The sequence below is a fragment of the Bacillus sp. FSL K6-0138 genome (genome assembly GCF_037982765.1).
Classification (GTDB): domain Bacteria; phylum Bacillota; class Bacilli; order Bacillales; family Bacillaceae; genus Bacillus; species Bacillus glycinifermentans.
Window position 1 is genome coordinate 214,527 of the sequence record NZ_CP150286.1, and the last position, 15,018, is coordinate 229,544.

The 15,018-nt window shown below is 46.1% G+C and carries 13 protein-coding genes, 7 tRNA genes and 1 rRNA gene; 13 read left to right on the top strand and 8 right to left on the bottom strand.

The features are described from left to right. The first annotated feature begins 12 nt into the window (after positions 1 to 12). The 3 genes from rrf to MHB78_RS01370 all read left to right on the top strand — a co-directional run bounded on the left by rrf (position 13) and on the right by MHB78_RS01370 (position 323). Positions 13 to 128: ribosomal RNA gene (rrf, locus tag MHB78_RS01360) — 5S ribosomal RNA — on the top strand. Positions 129 to 173: 45 nt separating this feature from the next. Beyond that, positions 174 to 248, top strand: a tRNA-Asn gene (locus MHB78_RS01365). Positions 249 to 250: 2 nt separating this feature from the next. Beyond that, positions 251 to 323: transfer RNA gene (locus tag MHB78_RS01370), tRNA-Thr, on the top strand. A 188-nt stretch (positions 324 to 511) separates the two neighbouring features. Here MHB78_RS01370 and MHB78_RS01375 read toward each other — a convergent pair. Beyond that, positions 512 to 1,684: a serine hydrolase gene (locus MHB78_RS01375; protein ID WP_046132953.1), complete on the bottom strand. Its 1,173-nt coding sequence runs from the start codon at positions 1,682 to 1,684 to the stop codon at positions 512 to 514. A 158-nt stretch (positions 1,685 to 1,842) separates the two neighbouring features. Between MHB78_RS01375 and MHB78_RS01380 the strand changes: the two genes are divergently transcribed. Together MHB78_RS01380 and MHB78_RS01385 are read left to right on the top strand one after the other, a co-directional pair. Further along, on the top strand, positions 1,843 to 2,133 hold the full coding sequence (locus MHB78_RS01380; RefSeq protein WP_231947413.1) for a WYL domain-containing protein: 291 nt from the start codon (positions 1,843 to 1,845) through the stop codon (positions 2,131 to 2,133). Positions 2,134 to 2,173: 40 nt separating this feature from the next. Continuing rightward, the gene (locus MHB78_RS01385) at positions 2,174 to 3,151 is read left to right on the top strand and encodes a bile acid:sodium symporter family protein (protein ID WP_046132952.1); all 978 of its coding nucleotides are present in this window, start codon (positions 2,174 to 2,176) and stop codon (positions 3,149 to 3,151) included. A 71-nt stretch (positions 3,152 to 3,222) separates the two neighbouring features. Here the strand turns inward: MHB78_RS01385 and MHB78_RS01390 are convergent, their stop codons facing one another. The 7 genes from MHB78_RS01390 to MHB78_RS01420 all read right to left on the bottom strand — a co-directional run bounded on the left by MHB78_RS01390 (position 3,223) and on the right by MHB78_RS01420 (position 11,606). Beyond that, the gene (locus MHB78_RS01390; protein WP_046132951.1) at positions 3,223 to 4,452 is read right to left on the bottom strand and encodes a DUF1343 domain-containing protein; all 1,230 of its coding nucleotides are present in this window, start codon (positions 4,450 to 4,452) and stop codon (positions 3,223 to 3,225) included. Next, entirely contained in the window at positions 4,449 to 6,383 is a 1,935-nt protein-coding gene (locus MHB78_RS01395) for a glycoside hydrolase family 3 N-terminal domain-containing protein (protein WP_046132950.1), read from the bottom strand. Before MHB78_RS01395 ends, MHB78_RS01390 begins: the two co-directional genes overlap by 4 nt. Positions 6,384 to 6,401: 18 nt before the next feature. Then, complete coding sequence (pbp4b, locus tag MHB78_RS01400; protein ID WP_046132949.1) at positions 6,402 to 7,754, bottom strand: penicillin binding protein PBP4B; 1,353 nt, start codon at positions 7,752 to 7,754, stop codon at positions 6,402 to 6,404. Positions 7,755 to 7,804: 50 nt separating this feature from the next. Further along, positions 7,805 to 9,172: a PTS transporter subunit EIIC gene (locus MHB78_RS01405; protein ID WP_046132948.1), complete on the bottom strand. Its 1,368-nt coding sequence runs from the start codon at positions 9,170 to 9,172 to the stop codon at positions 7,805 to 7,807. A gap of 20 nt (positions 9,173 to 9,192) precedes the next feature. Further along, the gene (locus MHB78_RS01410; RefSeq protein WP_046132947.1) at positions 9,193 to 10,050 is read right to left on the bottom strand and encodes a MurR/RpiR family transcriptional regulator; all 858 of its coding nucleotides are present in this window, start codon (positions 10,048 to 10,050) and stop codon (positions 9,193 to 9,195) included. A gap of 15 nt (positions 10,051 to 10,065) precedes the next feature. After that, a complete protein-coding gene (gene murQ, locus MHB78_RS01415) occupies positions 10,066 to 10,983 on the bottom strand; it encodes an N-acetylmuramic acid 6-phosphate etherase (RefSeq protein WP_046132946.1) in 918 nt (305 codons plus the stop codon). A gap of 170 nt (positions 10,984 to 11,153) precedes the next feature. Next, positions 11,154 to 11,606, bottom strand: a complete 453-nt coding sequence (locus MHB78_RS01420; RefSeq protein WP_046132945.1) for a DUF523 domain-containing protein — start codon at positions 11,604 to 11,606, stop codon at positions 11,154 to 11,156. 184 nt (positions 11,607 to 11,790) lie between these two features. On the opposite strand from MHB78_RS01420, the gene MHB78_RS01425 reads away from it, so the two are divergent. The 8 genes from MHB78_RS01425 to rsiW all read left to right on the top strand — a co-directional run bounded on the left by MHB78_RS01425 (position 11,791) and on the right by rsiW (position 14,955). Then, positions 11,791 to 11,865: transfer RNA gene (locus tag MHB78_RS01425), tRNA-Glu, on the top strand. 103 nt (positions 11,866 to 11,968) lie between these two features. Continuing rightward, positions 11,969 to 12,044 (top strand) — tRNA-Val (locus tag MHB78_RS01430). A 203-nt stretch (positions 12,045 to 12,247) separates the two neighbouring features. Next, positions 12,248 to 12,320, top strand: a tRNA-Thr gene (locus tag MHB78_RS01435). Positions 12,321 to 12,327: 7 nt separating this feature from the next. Next, positions 12,328 to 12,412 (top strand) — tRNA-Tyr (locus MHB78_RS01440). Between the two features lie 4 nt (positions 12,413 to 12,416). After that, positions 12,417 to 12,488, top strand: a tRNA-Gln gene (locus tag MHB78_RS01445). Positions 12,489 to 12,613: 125 nt separating this feature from the next. Beyond that, positions 12,614 to 13,525: an arginase gene (rocF, locus tag MHB78_RS01450; protein WP_046132944.1), complete on the top strand. Its 912-nt coding sequence runs from the start codon at positions 12,614 to 12,616 to the stop codon at positions 13,523 to 13,525. A gap of 220 nt (positions 13,526 to 13,745) precedes the next feature. After that, positions 13,746 to 14,309: an RNA polymerase sigma factor SigW gene (gene sigW / locus MHB78_RS01455; RefSeq protein WP_046132943.1), complete on the top strand. Its 564-nt coding sequence runs from the start codon at positions 13,746 to 13,748 to the stop codon at positions 14,307 to 14,309. Positions 14,310 to 14,322: 13 nt separating this feature from the next. Then, positions 14,323 to 14,955, top strand: a complete 633-nt coding sequence (gene rsiW, locus MHB78_RS01460) for an anti-sigma-W factor RsiW (protein ID WP_046132942.1) — start codon at positions 14,323 to 14,325, stop codon at positions 14,953 to 14,955. Positions 14,956 to 15,018: the final 63 nt, after the last annotated feature.

Below are 15,018 nucleotides of genomic sequence, written 5' to 3' on the forward strand. Positions count from 1 at the left end.
TCTCAATATAAGTTTGGTGGCGATGGCGAAGAGGTCACACCCGTTCCCATGCCGAACACGGAAGTTAAGCTCTTCAGCGCCGATGGTAGTTGGGGGTTTCCCCCTGTGAGAGTAGGACGCCGCCAAGCTGTTTATTTATATCTTTACCTTGCATGAAATGAAGCTTATTTTATTCCGCAGTAGCTCAGTGGTAGAGCAATCGGCTGTTAACCGATCGGTCGTAGGTTCGAATCCTACCTGCGGAGCCAATGCTTCCATAGCTCAGCAGGTAGAGCACTTCCATGGTAAGGAAGAGGTCAGCGGTTCGAGCCCGCTTGGAAGCTTAAGTAGATATCTTGATATGACAAGGTTTCTCCAATTAAGGGGAAAGCTTTTTTTGTTTATAACGGTATTTTTAAAGCAGGCATAATGCCTGCTTATTTTTGTTTTATGACGGTTACTTAAAAGACACTTTCACCTCTTTCTTAAACAAACGTTTGTTTAAACAAGAGTGAAAGTGTCTCCTGCTTTATCATTCGGATGCATTCAAAATAGAGAAAATCCGGTTATTAACGACGCCGAATGATTTAATGTTGTTTTGTATATTTGAAAAGAGAATGACATATTTGCTCCCTGTTTTGCTAAAGCTGTTTAAAATGTTGTAACCAGGCATTACGCCGTGGTTTGAGTAGCTTCCGGGAGAAATATAAAAACCCATGCCGTATGTTTCCTGATTGGGCGTAAACATTTTTGTAAAACTTTGATCAGAAATGATTTTTCTTTCAAAGAGCGCTTTATCGAATAAATACATATCGTATGCTGTCATATAGATATCCCCTGCTCCGTACAGCTGTGATAAATCGGGCATATCGGGAGTATACAGCTTTTTAATAGCATTCAGCTTATAGCCTGTTGACGGTTGGGGTTGCTTTGCAAACGTTTTGTAAAACCCTGCGTGTTTCATGCCCGCAGGTTTAAAGATATGGTTTGTAACATATGCATTTAAAGATTCACCGCTCAGCTTCGTTACGATGTATGCCAGTACGGAATAGTTGGAGTCTTTGTAATCCCATTTTCCAGGAGCATTTTTAATTCCTTGAGCTTCGATATCTTTTAAAAGATTGTCCGGTGAAATATAACTGCTGCCTTCGTTGTGTCCTTTAATCCCCGATGTATGAGTGAGGAGATTGTAAAGGGTAATATTCGTGCCGTTTGGAAAATCCGGAATATATGTAGAAACCGGATCGTTTACTGACAGCAGGCCTCTTTCTTCAAGCTGGAGAATGGAAGCGGCGATGATCGCTTTTTGTGATGAACCGACATAATAAACGGTTTCGGGTGTATTCGGCACTTTTTTCTTGCGGTTTGCATAGGAGTAGCCTTTGTTTGTGACGATTTTTCCTTCGTTTACAATCAATGCCGTCCCGCTGAAACCAATATTTTTTAAATAATCATCCAGTTGTTTATTCTCGTTTTTCGTGACGATTTCGCTTTGTGTTTTTTCTTTTTTCACTTTCGGCTCTTTTTTCTTTTCCGGCTTTATTTGTTTCTCGGTTGCTTGCGACTGTTTTTCATAATGATCGCTTGGCATCTTCGGAAAAGCGATGTAAATGATTGCGCAAACAAGGATCGCAGCGAATAAAAGCCTTTTATTCCGCCGTTTTTTTCTTTTATATACTCTTGTGCTTTTGTGTGTTCTGGACATGGCTGGGCTCCTTCTAATAAATGTCACGTATTTACTGACGCATCATCCCCTTAAAAAGTTTCTTCCAATAATAAATGATTTCATACATTGTTTATTTTTTCTACTTGAAAAAGAACGTGTGTTCGTATAGAATGATGGTATGCGAAAGGAGCGAGAGGATGAAAAAGCTGCTGAATCGTGCTATGGCAGAGGGTTTTCCCGTTGAGATCATTTACATGAAAGAACATGAGTTTTCTAAGCGGACGATATTAGTCAATGACATCAAAAATGGGTATGTTAAAGCGTTTTGTTTTCAGAAACGACAGGTCAGACTGTTTAAGGTCGATTCGATTTTGGCAGTTTTCCCTATTAAAAAAAGAATGCATGCAGCTGATCACGCTTTAAATAGGCTTTCCCCGGACACCCACTTCTTTTTACCTTCCTGTTTTGACATCCGTCTTTTGCTATAATGAACGTATGATCATTTAAAGAGAGCGGGCGTTTGCATCTATGCTTCAGACAATCAATAAAACACTTGGGAAAATAATGCCTTTGCTGACGCCTGCAAGCGTCGTTTGCGGGGTATTGCTTTCAGAACAATTACATGGATTTGCTGCATTTGTGCCGTGGATTTTTGCTTTTATGACCTTTGCCGGAAGCTTGAGCGCCAACTTTCAGTCGCTGAAAGCTGCGGTGGTTCACCCGTTGCCGATGCTGCTGGCTTTATTTGTTCTACATTTGTTTATGCCGGTATTGGCATGGGGGACTGGACATATTGTATTCAACGGGGATTCGTTGACGATTACGGGACTCATTCTTGGTGTTGTGATCCCCACCGGCATCACTAGCATGATTTGGGCTGCCATGTATAAAGGAAATATCGGATTAACCCTTTCGGTCATTTTGATTGATACAATTCTTTCGCCTTTTGTCGTACCATTTAGTCTGTCCATTCTGGCAGGAGCTCAGGTCGAAATGGATATAGCGGGGATGATGAAGGGGCTGTTTGGGATGGTTGTCATCCCTTCTCTGTTAGGCATGCTGGTCAACCAGTTTGCTGCACCAGACAGAACGGCGCGTTTGAGCGCGAATTGCGCTCCGTTCTCAAAAATGGGATTAGCCGTTGTGGTGGCGATCAACAGCTCAGTTGTCGCTCCTTATTTAAGAACGGTCGATTTAAGGTTTGTTACGATAGCCGTGACGGTGTTTTTAGTGGCTTTTACCGGTTATATGACGGCTTGGCTGCTGGGCAGAATGCTGAAGCGGCCTCACGAAGAAATCGTTGCTTTAATCTTTACGGGAGGAATGCGAAATATTAGCGCAGGGGCCGTTTTGGCAACCAGCTTTTTTCCGGCACAGGTAGCGGTGCCCGTTGTGATTGGCATGCTGTTTCAGCAAATTCTGGCTGCGTTGTTTGGGCACTTGCTGGCCAAAAGCGAATTGAAAAGGGCGTATCAGTTGGATAATAAAACAAGCCTGCCTTCTTAAAAGGCAGGGCATTGTTCGAATCAAATTTGTCATGTAGTACGTATGGAGGTTTAAACCAGCGTCTGCTTTTCTTAATATAACAGGTATTTCTTTCTAATGTTCATAAACCGCTTCTGTTCACCTTCATATCTTTTGACGATGTCTTCTGCTGAAGCTCCTTTTTCAATCATTGTTTTGACCCAGCCGTTGCCGATCAGGAGATTGAAGTTGTTGGAAGAAAGAAATTGAAAGCCATCCGGATATAGGTCATGGATCGTTTTGATGATGAATATCCCGGTTTTCACCGGCTGAAAAGCGGACCGGTTTGTCACATAGATCTCCACACCGTGGCACAATTTGTTTTGGTGTTTTGAAAAGGTCGGTGTAAATGAAGCCGCTCTGAATCGGACGCCGGACAGTTTCAAGCTGTTTAATTTCTCGACGAGCTCCGTACTTTTGATGTAAGGGGCGCCGATTAACTCAAACGGTTTCGTCGTTCCCCTTCCTTCTGAAATATTTGTTCCTTCAATTAAGCCCATGCCGGGATAGGCTGTGGCAGTATCAACTGTCGGCATGTTTGGCGAAGGAAGGACGAAAGGAAGCCCGGTATCTTCAAAAGACATTCGCCGTTTCCAGCCTTTCATTTTGACGACGGTCAGGTCGGCGCCGATGTTAAATTCCTCATTAAACAGCTGCGCGAGTTCCCCTGCCGTCATGCCGTGTATTAACGGAATGGGGTATCTTCCGACAAAAGATGAAAAGTTTGGATCAAGAACAGGTCCTTCCACTTTTATTCCTCCCAGCGGGTTCGGCCGGTCCAAAACGATAAACGGAATGTCGTTTTCTTTTGCAGCTTCCATGGCATATGCCATTGTATAAATGTACGTATAGAAACGGGTCCCGACATCTTGGATATCGAACAGGAGAACGTCAACATTCTTCAGCATCTCAGGAGTCGGTTTCTTCGTATTGCCGTAAAGGCTGTAAACGGGAAGGCCGGTTTTTTCATCGATATACGAGTCGACTTTGTCCCCTGCCTGAGCATCGCCACGCACGCCGTGTTCCGGTCCGAAAAGCGCAGTGAGCTCAATGTCCGGATCTTGATGGAGCAAATCGATGCTGCTGTTCAGTTTGGCGTCCACCCCTGTTGGATTTGTGATCAAACCGACTTTTTTTCCTTTTAACATGTTTTTCTTATTCATCAGTACTTCTATTCCTGGAGAGACCTTTGCTTTCTTTTCATTTTTAGGGTTGGCAGATGCTGCCGTCAATGTACTGAGAACAATGACTCCTGCGAGCAGCCAGGATGCTTTTTTCATCATTGCAATCCCTCCGATTTCAACGGTTTGCCGTTTTTGATGTTCAATCCATAGCCATATTCGTAAAGGATGTTTCCCGGCTGCGTTACGGAAGGGATATCAACGGGCAAGGTTCCTTTAGGCTTCGCTTTTCCAAAAATGACTTCTATGCCCGCCGGAATGTTTGGCTGCCTGAAACGTCCGTTTGTGTAGCCTTTAAATCCGTATACCGCAATGACTGCTTTTGCTTCTTCAAAATTCGCTGTATCGTATGGATTGCGGAGACTCATTAAGGCAAACTTTTTCTGTTTAGCCTGGGCATACAGCATAGCAGCCCGCGGAAAAGCGGTGGCCCATTTGCTTGAGTCTTGAATGGCATCGTCGATCACTCCGTCGTTTACAACCGGATCGTTTTTGACCACATATGAGCCGGTAACGATATAGTCAGCCTCATCGATCAGCTTTTGAACATCCTGATTAAAAACCTTCTCAGCAAATTGATATTCCTTCACGACCGCCGTTTTCTTTATTCTTCTGACCGTTTTGGACATCGCTTTTGTTTGATCTTCGTATGGTGCCAGGATAAGGATGGTGTCCCCTTTTTTCGCTTTAAACGGGAGTGTGCGGTCATCGTTTTTTAAGACGGTTACGCCTTCTTTCGCCATTTTCATTTCTGCTTTGGCATGTTTGTGGTTTCCTACCGTTTTTAAGGCGTGCTTTATTTTTTTCTGTAATGATCCAGAAGAGTTACCGTCAAGAATGCCGCGCTTGCTCTTTAAAGAAAGGATCCGTTCTATCGACCGGTTAATTTGTTCAATGGGGATATTTCCCTGGCGGACTGCTTTCAGAAGGGCTTCATATACGTTTGCCAGGTTTTTCTCTGTTTCCAGTGACGTCACTTCTGCAGGCATAAGTGCAATGTCAACGCCTGCTTTCACAGCCATGACGACGGCTTCCTCGCGGCCGAAGTTGTCGGAGATGGCTTTCATGTTTAAAGCGTCTGTCACTGCGACACCGTCAAATCCGAGGTCTTTTCGCAGAAGGTCTGTCATCACTTTTTTGGACAGTGTCGCCGGAACCATGATATCCTGTCCGTCCTTTTTGCTTTTATATGTCGTGTCATCGAATGCCGGGAACTGGACGTGGGCCGTCATGATCATATCGATGCCTGCATCGATCCCTTGTTTAAATGGATAAAGTTCAACGCGTTTGAGCCGTTCTTGATCATGCGGTACAAGCGGGAGGCCGTAATGGCTGTCAACCGCCGTATCTCCGTGGCCGGGAAAATGCTTCGCTGTAGCAGCGATGTTTTCTTTTTGAAGCCCTTTCATGGCCTGAATGCCGAGCCCCGCCGCGAGTTCCGGTTTGGAGCTGTAGGAGCGGACGCCGATCACAGGGTTGTCGGGATTGTTGTTGACGTCAAGCACAGGACTGAAATTAACGTTGATTCCTAATGCGGCTAATTCTTTTCCGATGATATTTCCTGACCGGTAAGCATTTTTCGCGTTTTTAGAAGCGCCGATGGCCATATTGCCCGGCAGGTTTGTTCCCGATTCAAGTCTTGTGACGATGCCGCCTTCCTGATCAATCGTGATAAAGAGCGGAATGCCGCGGCTTGCTTTTTGCAGACCGTCGGTTAAACGAACTGTTTGCTCCGTGCCTGTGACATTTTCGGCGAAAAGAATCACGCCGCCGAGATGATACTTTTGGATGATGCCTGCTATTTCATCGTTCATTTCCGTCAATCCCTTGGCGCTTGAATCCTCTTTCTTCTTCCAATTTCTAAAATCCGGCATAAGCATTTGCCCGATTTTTTCTTCAAGCGTCATACTGCTGACGATCTGTTTGACGCTATGTCCGGAATGTTGTTTCGCCTCGGCTGTACGCGTATCGGGATGTATAGCTTGAGATGCCAGCAACACGGCGATCAGTGCATATCGAAACAATCCTTTCATACTGCTTGCCCCTCCTATTTATGATTTTAGCGCTTCGTAAACAGCGGTTATTACGCTGCCGTATTTTCCGGTTGAAAATAGATCACCTTCGAACTGATTCGGATTTTCCGCGGGATTGATGACGGGAGAATGTTTTTTATTGGTCAATAAAACGATGCCGAGCCGATATTCCAGGTCGATGACGGTAATCGTTCCGGTCCAGCCTGTGTGTCCGTAAGCTCTGCTGCTTGCATGCTTTCCGAACATCCACTCCATGTCGGCGCTGCCGTTAAGCCGCCACCCTAATCCGTATGTGGCATCCATGTTTGACGGCTTCGTAAACTGAGAAATGATAGCACGGTCAAAAAACTTTTGAGAGCCGTAGCCTCCTCCGTTCAGCATGACCTGAAGCAGCACCGCCATATCCTCGGTTGTTGAAAACAGTCCGGCGTGTCCTGAAATGCCTTCCATCGAGTAAAACGCTTTTTCATCGTGAACCTCACCTTGCAGCGTGTAGCTTCTGATATTAGGAAACGAAATCGTGCCGTCCCGCGTGTTTCCCATTAACTCCGTGGCTGCAAACTGTGAAGGCTTGAAGCCCTTTTGCAGCGGGTTAAACAATGTATGGCGCAGGCCGAGAGGACGGTAAAACCGATTTTCAATATATGAATCAAGGCGCTGGCCCGTTATCTTTTCAATGATCAGGCCAAGCAGCATGTAGTCGATATCACTGTAGACTTGTTTTGTACCCGGTTTATATGCCAAAGGGGTTTTTGAAAGAAATTCCAACGTTTTTGCCCTTGTCTGGGAGTAAAGCTTTCCGGCCGTTTTTGGATCGTAATAGTTCCAGCTTGCCGGGAATCCTGCCGTATGATGCAGCAAATCGATGACGCGAAGTGCATCTTTTCCTTTAATAGCGTCTTCGGGAGCATCTTTGAATTCGGGAATATAGCGGGAGACTTTTGAGTTCAGGTCGAGCTCACCCCGGCTCGCCAAATGCTGCAAAGCAAAGTTGACGGCATACATTTTCGTGTTGGAAGCAAGGTCAAACATCGTAGCGGTTTTCATTTTTCCCGGATGTTTCAAAGGAGTGAGTCCGCTGTATTTTTGCTTGTATCCGTATGCTTTTTGTTTCACGATCTTTCCGTCTTTGATGACAATGAGGGAGGCGCCGGGGAATCCGGCTGCAACGTCTTCTTCGATGAGCCTGTCAACTCGTTTTAGTTTTTCTGAAGAAAAACCGGCATCTTCCGGGTTTTTTGCTTTTTGTAAAACAGGGTATCTCTGGTTGTACCTGTCATTTGCAGCAGCAGCTTGTGCAGATGATGGGTGCGGATAAAGGAATGGAAGAAAGAGAAACGCTGCAACAGCGCAGATGATGAGTTTTTTCATGCCGCCAATCCCTCCTTAAAAACGGTTTAGTGGAAATTTTAAACAAACGTTTAATCAAATTCAACCGCCATATCGTCGTTAAACCCGAATGCGTACGTAAAGAAAAGGCCGGCAGCATATGAGATGAATAAACCGATGATGTATAAGATGATTTGATGGGTATGAACCAGAAATGAAAGAGGGAGTCCTGATACGCCTATCGATACGGTTGCGATTTTAAAATAAGCTTGAAATGCTCCACCGACTCCGGCTCCTAGGCAAGCGGTTAAAAACGGGCGCCCGAGAGGAAGGGTTACTCCGAAAATCAGCGGTTCGCCGATGCCGAGCAATCCTGACGGAAGTCCGCCGGCAACCGCTCTTTTCAGTTTCGCTTTTTTCGTTTTTAAGTAGATCGCAAAAGCGGCCCCTACTTGGCCTGCACCGCCCATTGCCAAAATCGGCAGGAGCGGATCGTCGCCGATCGAATTGATCAATTCCATGTGAACAGGCGTCAGGCCTTGATGCAGTCCGGTAACGACAAGCGGCAGAAAGGTTGCGCCCAATATAAATCCGGCGAATATGCCGCCTATATTTAATATGGCTAAAAGTCCCGAAGTAATCGCATCAGAAATAAAGCCGCCGACCGGCATGAAAATAACGTAAGTGACGATTCCTGTGAGCAGAAGGGAGACGGTAGGTGTGACAATGATATCGAGTGAATGGGGAATTAAACGCCTGACTCGCTTTTCGATAAAGGCGATGAAAATGGCGGCGAATAGAACGCCGATCAATCCGCCCCGGCCAGGGAGAAGCGCTGCGCCGAAAAGGTTGATATCAGCGGCGGCCGGATTGATGATCAAAATACCGGCCAAGCCGCCGAGTGCCGGGGAGCCGCCGAACTCTTTCGCCGCGTTCACGCCGACAAGGATGCCCAAATACGCAAATAAACCGGAGCCGATGACGGTTAAGATGATGGCCGGCTGGGATTTTTCGGCGAGCCACCCTGCCTGGATCACGGCTTTGGTGATGCCCGTGATCAGACCCGATGCCACTAATGCGGGAATAAGCGGGATAAAAATGCTTGCGATCCGCCGTAAAAACAGTTTAAAGGGTGTGGCGTTTTTCTTTGAAACTGCGGTTTTGTTTTTGGCTGCTGCTTCCTTTACGTTAAAGTGATCCGCTTTTTTGAGCAGCTCCCCGAATTCATCTGATACATGCTGAACAACGCCTGTACCGAGTATGATTTGCAGTGTTTCGGCTTCGACGACGCCGATGACTCCTTCAAGCGCTTTAATTGAATCGATGTCTGCTTTTTCTTTATCAACTGGCGTGATCCGCAGACGCGTCATGCAATGGGTATAGTCCGCGACATTCGCCGCTCCTCCCGCAAGTTCCAGAATGCGCTTTGCCAAGCCGGCATGTTTCTTTTGTTCGCTCATTGACAATTCCCCCTTTGTTGTTAAGATCTGTTTGCTCCCATTGTTTGAATGGCCGCTTTTGACTGATCAATATATTGAATCGTTTCTTCATAACGCTTTGCGGCCATACCTAAAAACAAAATGTCAATCATATAAAGCTGGGCTAAACGAGAGGAGGTTGCAGCACTTCGAAACGGCGCTTCATTCGAACATGACGTATACAGAGCAACATCGCAAATTGAAGAAACGGCTGACTGTCCGAAGCGGGTTAAACCGATCGTTTTCACGCCGCGTTCTTTTGCCAGCTTCAGCACATCGATGATCTCACGGGTTTCGCCGGAATGTGAAATGGCGAATACAATGTCATGTTCGTCAGCATTGGCGATTAATGATGCGATAAGGTGCATGTCTGTAAATGCGGTAGCCCCTTTTTTAATTCGTAAAAATTTTTGCTGGGCATCCTGTGCGACAATCCCTGAGGCGCCGATGCCGCAAAAGTGGACCGTCCCCGCTGTGATCAGCATTTGAATCGCTTTTTGGAGTTCGAGTTGGTCAATATTGTCCAATGTGTCGCGGATCACCTGAATGGAATTGCTCGCTGTTTTTTGAGCGATTGAATACAGAGGTTCCTGCGGTTCTATATCCCGGTAGCCTTGATCTGCAGATCTCATTAAATCACCGGCGATTCGCAGCTTTAAATCCTGGTATCCTTTTAGCCCGAGCGATTTGCAGAGCCGGATCGCTGCGGCTCCGCTCGTATTTGCGGCTCCGCTGATTTCCTGGATGGTGCTGTTGACGATTTCCTGCGGATTTTCCAAAATATATTCGGCCAGTTTCCGTTCAGACTGCGGAAGCTTGTGAAGCATCGTGCGGATCATGTCTAATCCTCCTGCGGCCATGGCTTTCTCCTTCCTTCACGCGTTTTTTTCGTTTGCCGCTAGTGCTTTTTCGATATTGCCTTCCGCTTGCTTCAGCAGCTTCTCCGCTGCAGCGGCATCCGTATTTGTTTTGATCATGATGATAGCCGTTTTTACGCGGTTACCGGCCGCTTGCAGCGCTTTTTCAGCCGTTTGCAGTTCAGCTCCTGTAACGGTTTGAATAATGCGGATCGCCCGCTGTTTTAATTTCTCATTGCTTACGTTCACATCGACCATCAAGTTTTCATAAACTTTTCCCAATCGAATCATAGATGTTGTCGAGATCATGTTCAGAATCATTTTATGCGCGGTTGCCGCCTTCATTCGAGTCGATCCCGCGATAACCTCGGGACCGACGATCACTTCAATGCTGTGTTCGGCCGCTTGGCTGATTGCCGATTGCTTGTTACAGGTTAAGGAAATCGTTTTTGCACCGATTTTTCCGGCGTATTTCAGAGCGCCGTATACATAAGGGGTTCGCCCGCTGGCGGCAATGCCGATGACGGTATCCTTGTTTGACAGATGGATGGATTTTAAGTCTTGTGCTCCGAGCTCTTCACGATCCTCGGCACCTTCGACGGCTTCGAATAATGCTTTTTGGCCTCCTGCGATAAGCCCTCTGACAGTATTGGGAGAAATGCTGAATGTCGGCGGGCATTCCGCTGCATCGAGTACGCCGAGCCGTCCGCTTGTGCCCGCACCAATGTAGATGATTCGTCCCCCTTTCTGCAATGACCCGACTGCATAATCGACTGCGGTTTTTACATCCGGCAATACCGCTTCAACCGCTTCAGCCACCTTTTTGTCCTCTTCATTCATGATTTTTAAAATGTCCAATGTGTCCGCCTGATGGATGTGCTTTGCATTTTCATTGCGGCGCTCGGTCGTTAAGGAGCTGAGATTGCTGTTTTTCATCCGGAATCCTCCTGATCAAAAATGGCATATATATTTCTTAATTTTCAGTATATTTTTAATGGAATTTTATTTCAACATAAAATTGGAAATTATGAAATTTTATTTTAAAACGGTTCTAAAGATTGATGCTGAAGAATAAAATAAAGCGCAGTCAAAGACTGCACTTCGGTTTATAGTTCATCCAATTGGTGCTCAGAAATGACGCGAAAGCCTTCCCTTTTAAGAAGAGCCGCTGTAATGCCGTTTCCGGCAATCTTTTGGCCGGAGAAGCTTCCATTATATATGTTGCTGCTTCCGCAGGATGGACTGTTTTCTTTTAAAACGACGGTGTCCGCCTGAATCTCTCTTGCGATCTCAAGCGTTTTGTAAGCTCCTTTTATATAAAGGTCCGTAACGTTTTCGCCCGATTTAGTCAGAATGACGGCATTCCCGTTTAAAACGTCTTCACCTGTTCCGCCGTTTATTTCCGCAGGCTCCCTTGGCGTTTGAAAACCTCCGAGCAATTCGGGACAGACGATTATTGCTTTTTGTTCTTCAACGAGTTGATTGATTTTATCAATATAGCTGTGCCTCCCGTCATATCGGCATTCAACGCCTGCCAAACAAGAGCTGACCAATATCATGTACGTGTACCCCTTTTCTGTATTCAGATACTAACAGTGTAATCAAAATCGGCGTTTATTTGTAAAAAACTTCAGCGAAAAATTTGAAAATAAAAATTTTAAATTACCCCTTTACAAATATGCAGCAACCTGTATATAATAACTTTTGTCAGCTTTACGAGAGCTGCCGGAAACAATCGGTTTTGGCCCGTTGGTCAAGTGGTTAAGACACCGCCCTTTCACGGCGGTAACACGGGTTCGAATCCCGTACGGGTCACCATTATTTTTTAGAAGCAGAAGGGGCATACCGGAGCTTTTAAAGGAAGGCATGCTAAGAGCGCAACGTCCTGTTGCAACGCATGCACTAGTACGTCCTGTACGTCGGAGGATTAGCTCAGCTGGGAGAGCATCTGCCTTACAAGCAGAGGGTCGGCGGTTCGATCCCGTCATCCTCCACCATTTTTTGCAGAGCGGTGTCAAACGCACTTGCTTTTGCATAAGGTATTGATATATGCCGGTCTAGCTCAATTGGTAGAGCACGTTCGAATCTGCTTCGGCAGTATCGGCTTCAGCGTACCGAAGGAGAGGCTTCCGCGAATAAGCTTTCCGAGTTCGGGACGACGATTTGACGCTGTTACTTGTAAAATGTTCATATTGATTATGCCGGTCTAGCTCAATTGGTAGAGCAACTGACTTGTAATCAGTAGGTTGGGGGTTCAAGTCCTCTGGCCGGCACTGTTCTGGAGGGGTAGCGAAGTGGCTAAACGCGGCGGACTGTAAATCCGCTCCCTCAGGGTTCGGCGGTTCGAATCCGTCCCCCTCCACCATTTTTGGGCTATAGCCAAGCGGTAAGGCAACGGACTTTGACTCCGTCATGCGCTGGTTCGAATCCAGCTAGCCCAGTTTTTGGACATCCTGTTTGGATGTCCTTTTTATTTTGCCTTTTTTGTATAACTATTCAAAAAAATGTCTTGTTGAGTCAATTTTCAATCAGGCGGTACAATGAAGATCTGAAAGGGGGAAATGTGATGTTAAAAAAGATTTCGATGATCGGCGTGCCGATGGATTTAGGCCAATTAAGACGGGGAGTTGACATGGGGCCGAGTGCGATTCGCTGTGCCGGCGTCAATGAACGTTTGGAAAGCCTTTCTCGGGATATCGAAGATTTGGGGGATATCACAATCGGCCAGAGGGAGGATGAAAGGGAAGGCGGGGAATCCGCATCAGAAGAATTGCGTAATTTGAAAGCGATTACAAATGCGAGTTTAAAGCTCGCTCAAACGGTTGATAAAATCGTTGCCTCAGGTTCGTTTCCGCTCGTTCTCGGCGGGGATCACAGCATCGCGATCGGAACGCTTGCCGGACTTGCAAGGCATTATCATCATTTGGGTGTGATCTGGTATGACGCTCATGCTGATGTCAATACAAAGGAAACGTCTCCTTCAGGCAACATTCATGGAATGCCGCTTGCGATCAGCATGGGGATCGGGCATGAACGGCTGACCGGCATTTATGGGGATGGTGCCAAGGTCAAGCCGGAGAACATCGTCATCATTGGAGCGAGATCGCTTGATGATGGGGAGAAGAAACTGATTCGAGAACAAGGAATCAAGGTCTATACGATGCATGAAATCGATCGCCTCGGCATGACGAGGGTTATGGAGGAAACGATTGAATATTTGCGGGAACGGACGGACGGCGTCCATCTGTCGCTTGATCTGGATGCCCTTGACCCGAATGATGCGCCTGGCGTGGGGACGCCCGTTGCAGGAGGGATCAGCTACAGGGAAAGTCATTTGGCCATGGAAATGCTGGAGGAATCCAATTTAGTAACGTCTGCCGAGTTTGTTGAGGTGAATCCGATATTGGATGAGAAAAACAGGACGGCTGAGACGGCTGTTGCGTTAATGGGTTCATTGTTCGGAGAAAAATTGCTGTAGGAGCGGCGGCCGGATCGGCCGCTGATCGTTTCATCATAAATCTCAATTTCGAAATATTTATGATGTATAATAATTTTAAGCTAATATTAAGGGCCTGAGGCCCCTGAAACCATCAACACTCTGCCAATTTTTTGTTAAACTATTTTTATGAATTTCAGTGAAACCTTTCAAACATCAACTCGTATACATAAAGACCGGTGAAGGCAGAGGTTAGATAAATATGGAAACAATGATAAAAAAAAGAATCAAACAGGTGAAAAAAGGCGATCGTAATGCATTCGCGGATATCGTGGATATTTACAAGGACAAAATTTATCAGCTTTGCTACCGTATGCTTGGCAATGCGCATGAGGCGGAAGATATTGCGCAGGAAGCATTTATCAGAGCATACGTGAATATCGACAGTTTTGATATTAACCGGAAATTTTCCACGTGGCTTTATCGAATCGCAACCAATTTGACCATCGATCGTATCCGTAAAAAAAAGCCGGACTATTACTTGGATGCAGAGGTGGCAGGGACAGAAGGGCTTACAATGTATTCACAGGTTGCAGCAGACGTTGCGCTTCCAGAGGATGAAGTTCTTTCCTTGGAACTGCATAGTACCATTCAGGAAAAAATCTTAAGGCTTCCCGAAAAATACAGGACGGTCATCGTATTAAAGTACATTGACGAGCTCTCGCTAAATGAGATCAGCGAAATCTTAAACATCCCCGTAGGCACCGTGAAAACGAGAATACACAGGGGGAGAGAGGCTCTCAGAAAACAATTAAGGGATCTTTAAGTGGGGTGATGAAATGAGCTGTCCGGAGCACATTGTTCAGCTTATGCACAAATATCTTGATGGAGACATTCTTCCGGAAGAGGAGACGGAGCTTAAAAGTCATTTGCAGTCATGCGAAGGATGCAAAAAACGCCTTCGCGAAATGGAAAAGTCGATTGCACTTGTGCAGAGCACGTCACATCTTGCGGCTCCGGAAAACTTTACGGCCAATGTGCTGGCTAATCTGCCTAAGGAAAAGCGGGCGGTTTCCATTAACAGATGGCTGAAAGCTCATCCGTTTATCGTGGCGGCGGCGTTGTTTATCATTCTAATGGGCGGCAGCCTTTTCTCAAGCTGGAAAAATGATCATGATTTCAGCGTGTCCAACCAGCCTAATCTGGTCGTGAAAAACAACACCGTCACCGTGCCTGAAGGCAAAGTCGTCAAAGGCGATGTTACCGTTAAAAACGGCAAGCTGATTATCAAGGGCAAGATCGATGGCGATGTAACGATCATAAACGGGGAAAAATATACAGCTTCAGCCGGACAGGTCACCGGTCAGATCCACGAAATCAACGAGGCGTTTGATTGGATCTGGTATCAAATCAAATCAGCCGGAAAAGCGGTTTTCGGCGCCGATGATTCAAAAGACAAAGAGCAAAGCTGACTTTAATGGCTTTCTCTTTTCTTATGCAGGGGCCGCCATTTCACTTGGGAAATAAAAGTGTGG